This window comes from Streptomyces sichuanensis (genome assembly GCF_020328095.1).
GTDB lineage: Bacteria > Actinomycetota > Actinomycetes > Streptomycetales > Streptomycetaceae > Streptomyces > Streptomyces cinnamoneus.
Genome location: NZ_JAIXMK010000202.1, coordinates 1 through 8,294, shown reverse-complemented (window position 1 = coordinate 8,294; position 8,294 = coordinate 1). Strand labels below are relative to the sequence as shown.

Sequence of the window (8,294 nt, the reverse complement as noted above, 5' to 3'; positions counted from 1 at the left end):
GGGACGCGGCGCGGGCCGGTCCTGGGAGGGTGCGGCCGGGGCCGGCGCGGAGAACTCCGCGGCGGGCACCGGGGTGACGGGGGCCGGCTTGGCCGGAGCCGCCGGAGCGGGCTTCGGGCCGGGGCGCGGACCGGGGGTCGGCGCGGCGCCGGACGGCTTGGGGGTGGTGGGGGTCTCCGCAGCCGGCTTGGGGGCCGGGGCAGCGGGACGGGGGGCACCCGGAGTGGGGGCACCCGGCTTCGGCGCGGCCTTGCGCGGCGCCGCGGGCTTCGCAGCGGACTTGCCGGCGTTGCCGCCGGGTCCCTGCAATGCGTCAGTCAACTTGCGGACGACCGGCGCCTCGATGGTCGAGGACGCCGAACGGACGAATTCACCAAGTTCTTGGAGCTTGGCCATGACGACCTTGCTCTCCACTCCGAACTCCTTGGCGAGTTCGTATACCCGGACCTTAGCCACTTCGCTCCTTCTAGGTCCGGGTGTCCACCGGACCGTCGCTACTTCATGGGCGTACTCATCGCGTACTCATCGAGTGCTCATCGCAATCTCGACCTACTTCCAACTCGCGAGGTACCTGACATGGGTCTCCCCGCGCAGGCGGGGCCGATCTCTACTGCTGATCGATCTGTTCGACGTACTGACGCAACTCCGCCGTGTCGAGCGGACCCGGGCTTTTGAAGGCCCTGGGGAACGCCCGGCGGCGCACCGCCAGATCGAGGCAGACCAGTGTGGGATGCACGGAGGCACCCCGGCCGGGCAGCGTACCGCGAGGGTCGGGGACGCAGACGCCCTCGATCACCACGGTCCGCAGCAGTTCGCCCTTGGCCGCTCGCTCCCGGCACCCCACACAGGTGCGCTCAGGGCATGCGCGGGCATGCGTCCGGCCAGACACTGGTTAAGTCTACCTCCCCGTGCCGACCTCACCCCTTCGGGGCACTGTGCGTGCACGTATACGTTTCGGCCATGATCGGCCAGGATTCGGGGCCCGGGGCCGGGCCCACCGGGGGGATGCGGGCCCCTCATGGTCGTTTTACGGACCAATCGGGGCCGCTCGGGGCGGCTTGCCGCACGCCCCCCGTCGCTTCTGTGCGCTGCCCGCGGGTCAGTCGCGCTCGGGCTGCTGCTCGGTGTCCGGGCGGATGTCGATCCGCCAGCCGGTGAGGCGGGCGGCGAGACGGGCGTTCTGCCCCTCCTTGCCGATGGCGAGGGAGAGCTGGTAGTCCGGCACGGTCACCCGGGCGGAGCGGGCGGCGAGGTCCACGACCTCGACCTTGCTCACCCGTGCGGGGGACAGTGCGTGCGCCACCAGCTCCGCCGGGTCGTCCGACCAGTCGACGATGTCGATCTTCTCGCCGTGCAGCTCGGCCATGACCGCGCGGACGCGGCCGCCCATCGGGCCGATGCAGGCGCCCTTGGCGTTGAGGCCGGAGCGGGTGGACCGGACCGCGATCTTGGTGCGGTGGCCGGCCTCGCGGGCGATGGCGGCGATCTCCACCGAACCGTCCGCGATCTCCGGGACCTCCATGGCGAAGAGCTTCTTCACCAGGTTGGGGTGGGTGCGCGAGAGCGTCACCGACGGGCCGCGGACGCCCTTGGCCACGCGGACGACGTACGTCCGCAGGCGGGTGCCGTGCTTGTACTCCTCGCCCGGCACCTGCTCCTGCACCGGCAGGATGGCTTCCAGCTTGCCGATGTCGACCAGGACGTTCTTGGGGTCCTTGCCCTGCTGCACGATGCCCGCGACGACGTCGCCCTCGCGGCCGGCGAACTCACCGAAAGTGATCTCGTCCTCGGCGTCGCGCAGACGCTGGAGGATGACCTGCTTCGCGGTGGTCGCGGCGATCCGGCCGAAGCCGGAGGGGGTGTCGTCGAACTCGCGCGGCTCCTCGCCCTCGGCGAGGTCCTGCGGGTCCTCCTTGGCCCACACCGTCACGTGCCCGGTCGACCGGTCCAGCTCCACGCGGGCCCGGCGACGGCTTCCCTCGGTGCGGTGGTAGGCGATGAGGAGGGCCGACTCGATCGCCTCGACCAGCAGGTCGAAGGAGATCTCCTTCTCTCGCACCAGACCCCGCAGGGCGCTCATGTCGATGTCCACGGCTACGCCTCCTCCTGAATCTCGTCGGATTCGTCTGCTTCGTCGACGGCCTTGTCGGCCGTCTTACGGTTGAACTCGATCTCCACGCGCGCCTTCGCGATCTCCGCGAACGCCAGCCTGCGGGCGGTGGCCTTGCGGCCCTTCACGCCGGGCACCTCCAGGTCGAGGCCCTCGTCGTCCACGGAGACGATCCGCGCGACGAGCTCACCGCCCTCCGTCAGCTGCGCCTTGATCAGCCGGCCGGTGGCACGGACGTAGTGGCGGTGCTGGGTGAGGGGGCGGTCGGCGCCGGGGGAGGTGACCTCAAGGACGTACGGAGCGCCGCCCATGACGTCCGTCTCGTCGAGCTTCGCGGAGATGTCGCGACTCAGATCCGCACACGTGTCCAGCTGCACGCCCTCGTCGGAGTCCACCACGATGCGCAGGACGCGCCGCTTGCCGGCGGGTGTCACCTCGACCTCTTCCAGCTCCAGCTCTCGCGCGCTGACGAGAGGGGCGAGCAGCTCGCGCAGCCTCTCGCTCTGGGTGGTGCTCATCCGGGTGACTCCTCGGCCGCGTGTGCTGTTGTGGGAAAGTCGCGTGTCAGGTCAAAGCCTATCTGTTCCGGCAGCCGGCTGACGATTCGGTGCCCGGTCCACGGCCGGCCGGCCGCGCGCCGGTACGCTCGCGTGCGGTGATCATGCCCGGACGAGGCGGAAAGAGGATCGTGCCGCTCACGACGACGACGCGGGGCGCCGACGACCCGCGCAGACGCAGGGTACTGGCCGGGGCCGCGGCGGCCCTGCTGACCGCCGGCGGCAGTGCGCTGCTGGCCGGATGTTCCTCCGGCGGGGCGGGTGCTGACGGGCGCTCCGCCGCGGACGGACGGCTGCGCGAGGGCGCCGCCCGGGACAGCGCGGCGCTGCTGGCGCGTTACGACGCGACGATCGCCGCGCACGCCGCCCTGGAGTCCCGGTTGCGGCCCCTGCGGGCCGATGTGGCCCGGCACGCCGAGGCGTTCGGCGCCTCTTCCGCGTCTCCTTCCCCGTCGTCCGCATCGACGTCCCCTGCCGCGTCCCCGCCGGCCGGGGGCGTGCAGGTGCCCGGTGAAGAGCGGGCGGCGCTCGGGGCGCTCGCCGACGCCGAACGCCGCACGGCCGACGCCCGCACCGCCGCCCTCGGCGGGGCCGGCCCCGAGCTGGCCCGTCTCCTGGCCTCCGTGGCGGCGGCCGGCGCGGCCCACGCCTACCTGCTCACCGGAGGTGGCTCATGAGGCGCTCCCGCTCCGGCGAGGTGCTGGCCGCGGCGCAGGCCGCGCTGGCCGCCGAGCACGCGGCGGTCTACGGCTACGGGGTCGTCGGCGGACGGGTCGACGACGCGCGGGAGGCCGAGGCGCGGGAGGCGTACGACGCGCACCGGGCCCGGCGCGACGCCATGATCCGCGCCGTCCGCGACCTGGGCGCCGAGCCCGGGGCCGCGGCGGCCGCGTACGCCCTGCCGTTCCCGGTGCCGGACGCGGCGGCCGCGGTGCGGCTGGCGGCGGAGCTGGAGAACCGCGTCGCCGCCGTCCACGCCGATCTCGTCCGGGCCGCCACGGGCGGTCTGCGCGCCGAGGCGGCCGCCGCGCTGCGGGAGGCGGCGGTGCGCGCGGTGCGCTGGAGCGGCGGCAGCGTAGCCTTCCCTGGGCTCGCGGAGCGGGCCGCTTCCACCGGGCCCGGCGGCTCGCCGGGCGGCCCCTCCCCGCGGGCCTGATCAGCGAAAGAACGAAAGGGACAGCTCAGGGATGGCCAACGCTCACGACCGCCTCGAACCGCCGGAAAGGCTGGTTCGGTCCCTGGGCTCGGACCCCGCCTCCGCCTCCGTCACCGCAGAGGTGGCACGGCGGTGGCTCGCCGCGCTGCCGGACATCGCCCGGGAGTGCCTGGCGCACTGGGAACTGACACCCGAACGGGTGCAGATGCCCGGCGGGCGGACCAGCATGGTCGTCCTCGTCCGGCAGGCCGACGGCACGCCCGCCGCGCTCAAGCTCTCCCCGCCCGACGGCACGACCGCCCTCGAACACGCCGCGCTCGCGCACTGGGACGGCCGCAGCGCGGTGCGTCCGCTGCGCGTGGACACGGCGAACGGGGCGCTGCTGCTGGAGCGCCTGCACGGCGACGTCAGCCTGCGCTCCCTCGCGGAGCCCAAGGCCCAGCTGGAGGCGGCGGCCACGCTGCAGCGGCTGTGGGTGCCCCCGCCGGCCGCGCCCGGCCCGGACTTCCCGACCGTGGCCGCTCACACGGCGGCGGCGGCCGACGTCCTGCGCTCCCACCGCGAACAGCCGTGGGCGGCGGACGTGCGGGCCCTGCTCGACGAGGCGCTGGAGCTGCACGGGGATCTACTGGCGGGTACCGCGGAGGAGAGCGCCGTGCTGCTGCACGGCGAGTACCACCAGGGCACGGTGCTGGCCGCCGACCGCGTGCCGTGGCTGGCCGTCGCGCCCCGCCCGCTGGTCGGCGAGCGCGCGTACGACCTGGCGTGGCTGGTGCGGGACCGCGCCGACACGCTGCTGGCGGCACCGGGGGCCGCCGCGGCGGCCCGGCGACGGGTGGCGAAGCTGTCGGAGTCACTGGACGTCGACGCCGGGCGGCTGCGGGGCTGGACGCTGTTCCGGGCGGCGGAGGCGGGTGCGCTGGCGCTGGCGCGGGGGGAACGGAGTCAGGGGGAACTCCTCCTGGAGTTCGCGGGGTTGCTGTAGGCCGGGGCGCCGCCCCGGACCCGGTCCGGGGCGCCGGACGGGCTGGAATTCAGCCCGTCCGGCTTGAGGACAAGAGAGGGCGGGTGGGCGAATCTCCGCCGTCAGCGCCCTGCCGGCACCGCCTCCGTCAGCCTCGACACCGCCTCGTCCACCGGCAGTTCCTCCTTCTCGCCCGTGCGGCGGTCCTTCAGTTCGACCACGCCGTCGGCCGCGCGGCGCCCCACGACCAGGATCGTCGGCACCCCGATGAGTTCCGCGTCCGTGAACTTGACGCCCGGTGAGACGCCCGCCCGGTCGTCCAGCAGGACGCGCACCCCCGCCTCGGCCAGGCGTGCGGCCACCGCGTCGGCCAGTTCGCTCTGTACGGCCTTGCCGGCGGCCACCACGTGGACGTCCGCCGGGGCGACTTCGCGGGGCCAGCACAGACCGGCGGCGTCGTGGGTCTGTTCGGCGAGGGCGGCCACCGCGCGGGAGACGCCGATGCCGTACGAGCCCATGGTGACCCGCACCGGCTTGCCCTGCGGGCCCAGCACGTCGAGCCCGAACGCGTCGGCGTACTTGCGGCCGAGCTGGAAGATGTGACCGATTTCGATCGCCCGCCCGATCTCCAGGCCCGCCCCGCAGCACGGGCAGGGGTCGCCGGGCTCGACCACGACGACGTCGAGGTGGCGGTCGACGGTGAAGTCGCGGCCGCAGACAACGTTGCGCGCGTGCGTGTCCGGCTTGTTGGCGCCCGTGATCCAGGCCGTGCCGGGCGCGACGCGCGGGTCGGCGATGTAGGGCACGTCCGCCAGTCCCTGCGGGCCGACGTAGCCGCGGACGAGGTCGGGGCGGCCGGTGAAGTCCTCGGCCGTCACCAACTCCACGACGGCGGGGGCCAGGTGCTCGGCGAGCTTGCCGAGGTCCACCTCGCGGTCGCCGGGCACGCCGACGGCCGTGATCGTGCCGTCGACCTTGACGAGGAGGTTCTTCAGGGTGGCCGAGGCGGGCACGCCCAGGTGTGCGGCGAGGGTCTCGATGGTGGGGGTGTCCGGGGTGTCCAGCTCCTCGACCGGGCCGTGGGCGGAGGTATCGGCGGGGGCGACGACCGTGGTCACCGCCTCGGTGTTGGCCGCGTAGTCGCACGACGGGCAGTCCACGAAGGTGTCCTCACCGGCCGCCGCGGGCGCCAGGAACTCCTCCGACGCCGAGCCGCCCATCGCACCGGAGACGGCGGAGACGATCCGGTGGTCCAGGCCGAGGCGTTCGAAGATGCGCCGGTAGGCGGCGCGGTGCAGCCGGTAGGACTCGGCGAGGCCCTCGTCCGTGGTGTCGAAGGAGTAGGAGTCCTTCATCTGGAACTCGCGGCCGCGCAGCACGCCGGAGCGGGGCCGCGCCTCGTCCCGGTACTTGGTCTGGATCTGATAGAGGATCACCGGCAGGTCCTTGTAGGACGTGCACTGGTCCTTGACCGTCAGCGTGAAGATCTCCTCGTGCGTGGGCCCGAGGAGGTAGTCCGCGCCCTTGCGGTCGCGCAGCCGGAAGAGCAGGTCGCCGTACTCCTTCCAGCGGCCGCTCGTCTCGTAGGGCTCCTTCGGCAGCAGGGCGGGGAGCAGGACCTCCTGGCCGCCGATGGCGTCCATCTCCTCGCGCACCACCCGCATGACGTTGTCCAGGACCTTCTTGCCGAGGGGCAGCCACGTCCACACCCCCGCCGAGGAGCGGCGCACGTAGCCGGCCCGCACCAGCAGCTTGTGACTGGCGGTCTCGGCGTCGGCCGGGTCGTCGCGCAAGGTCTTGATCATCGCGGTGGACATGCGCTGGACGTGGGCCATGGGACGTCTCCTGCTGCGTGCGGGCGTACGGGGCGTGATGGCGAGGAGACTAACCGCAGCCACTGACAACCGGAAAACGGTTTACCCCGGCTCCGCCCCTCGGTTGTGCGCAGCTCAGCTCAGCAGCGGCAGCGGTGCGCCCATCACCGCGTAGGGGCTGGCCGCGCTGGGGAAGACCACGTGGCGGGCGAGGTCCCGGTAGCCGAGCTTGCGGTAGAGCGCCCGGGCCGGGCTCTCCCTGTCGATGGCGGAGAGGATGGAGCGCGGCTCCTGCGCGGTGGCGGTGATGCCGGTGATGAGGGTGCGGCCGATGCGGCGGTTCTGGAAGGCGGGGTGGACGTGCAGCTCGGTGATGACGAAGGCGTTGTCGAGCCAGCCGTCGCAGCCGTTGGCCCGCAGGTAGGGCTCGACGACGGTGGACCACCAGTGCGTGCGGTCGTTGGGCATGCCGTAGACGAAGCCCACGAGCCGGCCCTCGGCGGTGGTGGCCCCCAGGGCCCGGGCGCCGGGGCAGGTCAGGTGCCGGAGCACGATCTGGCGCCGTACGCCGACCTCCTCGGGGGTCAGCCCGAAGGCGACGGCCTGCACGGCCAGCGCCTCGTCCACCCGCGCGGCGAGGTCGAGCGGTCCGACCACGATGTCATCCATGCGGGGAGGCTACCCGCACGTCTGCCCGGGCCCCCTCAGAACAGCACGCTCATGAAGGCGCCGACCTCTTCGAAGCCCACCCGGCGGTACGAGGCCCGCGCGGCGGCGTTGTAGTCGTTGACGTACAGGCTCACGACCGGGGAGACCTCGCGCAGCGCGTGGCCGAGCACGGCGGCCATGCCGGTCACGGACAGGCCGCGGCCCCGGTGCTCGGGGGCGACCCAGACGCCCTGGATCTGGCAGGCGCGGTCGGTGGCGGCGCCGATCTCGGCCTTGAAGACGACGCGGCCGTCCTCGATGCGGGCGAAGGAGCGGCCGGAGCCGACGAGCTCGGCGACGCGGGCCTGGTAGAGCAGTCCTCCGTCGCCGGCGAGCGGGGAGATGCCGACCTCCTCGGTGAACATCGCCACGCAGGCCGGCATGATCACCTCCATCTCGTCCTTGCGGACGCGGCGCACGTACGGGTCGGGCTCGATGCCCGCCGGCATGGACCGGGTGACCATCAGGGGCTGGTGGGCGCGGACCTCTCGGGCGGGTCCCCAGTGGGGTTCGAGCAGGGACCACAGCTCGGTGGTGGCGGGGGCCGGCCCGACGATGGAGGAGCAGCGGCGGCCGGAGCGGCGGGCGCGGTCGGCGAAGGCGCGTACGGCCTCGGGGCCGGCGCAGATGGGGACGAGGTTGGCGCCGGCGTAGCAGAGCGACTCCAGGCGGCCTTCCGCGTACCAGCCCCACATCTCGCCGCCGAGCCGCCAGGGGTCGAGTCCGGCGACCTGGACGCGGGCGGCGACGAAGGCGTTGGCGACGGGGTCACGGTCGAGGACGGCGAGGGCGGCGTCGAGCTCGCCGGGCTCCAGGACCTTGGTGGTGGACGTCGTCAGCACGTGTGCGATTGCCTCACGGTCGCGGGCCGGGGGCCATGGGGAACGGGTCCTGGCACTGTACCTCCCGGTTTCCCGGGGCACCTCCCTCGCGGCCGGATATGGCGGTGCCCCGCCCGGGAGGGGCGGGGCACGGCCGTGGTGCG

Annotated in this window: 10 protein-coding genes; 3 read left to right on the top strand and 7 right to left on the bottom strand. The window is 73.6% G+C overall.

From position 1 onward, the window contains the following. From LE181_RS30915 to rimP, 4 genes are all read right to left on the bottom strand, one after another. A partial coding sequence (locus tag LE181_RS30915) for a translation initiation factor IF-2 N-terminal domain-containing protein (RefSeq protein ID WP_225664839.1) occupies window positions 1-456 on the bottom strand: 456 nt, incomplete at its 3' end. Window positions 457-607: 151 nt separating this feature from the next. Further along, entirely contained in the window at window positions 608-889 is a 282-nt protein-coding gene (locus tag LE181_RS30910; RefSeq protein ID WP_190112969.1) for a YlxR family protein, read from the bottom strand. Window positions 890-1,099: 210 nt separating this feature from the next. Further along, complete coding sequence (gene nusA, locus LE181_RS30905) at window positions 1,100-2,092, bottom strand: transcription termination factor NusA (protein WP_225664837.1); 993 nt, start codon at window positions 2,090-2,092, stop codon at window positions 1,100-1,102. Window positions 2,093-2,094: 2 nt separating this feature from the next. Then, the gene (gene rimP, locus LE181_RS30900; RefSeq protein ID WP_225664836.1) at window positions 2,095-2,628 is read right to left on the bottom strand and encodes a ribosome maturation factor RimP; all 534 of its coding nucleotides are present in this window, start codon (window positions 2,626-2,628) and stop codon (window positions 2,095-2,097) included. A 170-nt stretch (window positions 2,629-2,798) separates the two neighbouring features. Between rimP and LE181_RS30895 the strand changes: the two genes are divergently transcribed. Genes LE181_RS30895 through LE181_RS30885 form a run of 3 tightly spaced genes read left to right on the top strand, consistent with a single transcriptional unit; the run spans window position 2,799 to window position 4,808 of the window. Continuing rightward, window positions 2,799-3,344, top strand: coding sequence for a hypothetical protein (locus LE181_RS30895; protein ID WP_225664834.1), 546 nt, complete (start codon window positions 2,799-2,801; stop codon window positions 3,342-3,344). Next, window positions 3,341-3,823 (top strand): ferritin-like domain-containing protein, encoded by a 483-nt coding sequence (locus LE181_RS30890; RefSeq protein WP_225664832.1) that lies wholly within the window; start codon window positions 3,341-3,343, stop codon window positions 3,821-3,823. Before LE181_RS30895 ends, LE181_RS30890 begins: the two co-directional genes overlap by 4 nt. 31 nt (window positions 3,824-3,854) lie before the next feature. Further along, complete coding sequence (locus LE181_RS30885; RefSeq protein WP_225664830.1) at window positions 3,855-4,808, top strand: aminoglycoside phosphotransferase family protein; 954 nt, start codon at window positions 3,855-3,857, stop codon at window positions 4,806-4,808. A 101-nt stretch (window positions 4,809-4,909) separates the two neighbouring features. On the opposite strand, the gene LE181_RS30880 is transcribed toward LE181_RS30885, so the two are convergent. From LE181_RS30880 to LE181_RS30870, 3 genes are all read right to left on the bottom strand, one after another. Beyond that, the gene (locus LE181_RS30880) at window positions 4,910-6,622 is read right to left on the bottom strand and encodes a proline--tRNA ligase (RefSeq protein ID WP_225664829.1); all 1,713 of its coding nucleotides are present in this window, start codon (window positions 6,620-6,622) and stop codon (window positions 4,910-4,912) included. A 114-nt stretch (window positions 6,623-6,736) separates the two neighbouring features. Beyond that, window positions 6,737-7,270, bottom strand: a complete 534-nt coding sequence (locus LE181_RS30875) for a GNAT family N-acetyltransferase (RefSeq protein WP_225664828.1) — start codon at window positions 7,268-7,270, stop codon at window positions 6,737-6,739. Between the two features lie 35 nt (window positions 7,271-7,305). Next, window positions 7,306-8,151 (bottom strand): GNAT family N-acetyltransferase, encoded by an 846-nt coding sequence (locus tag LE181_RS30870; protein ID WP_225664827.1) that lies wholly within the window; start codon window positions 8,149-8,151, stop codon window positions 7,306-7,308. Window positions 8,152-8,294: the final 143 nt, after the last annotated feature.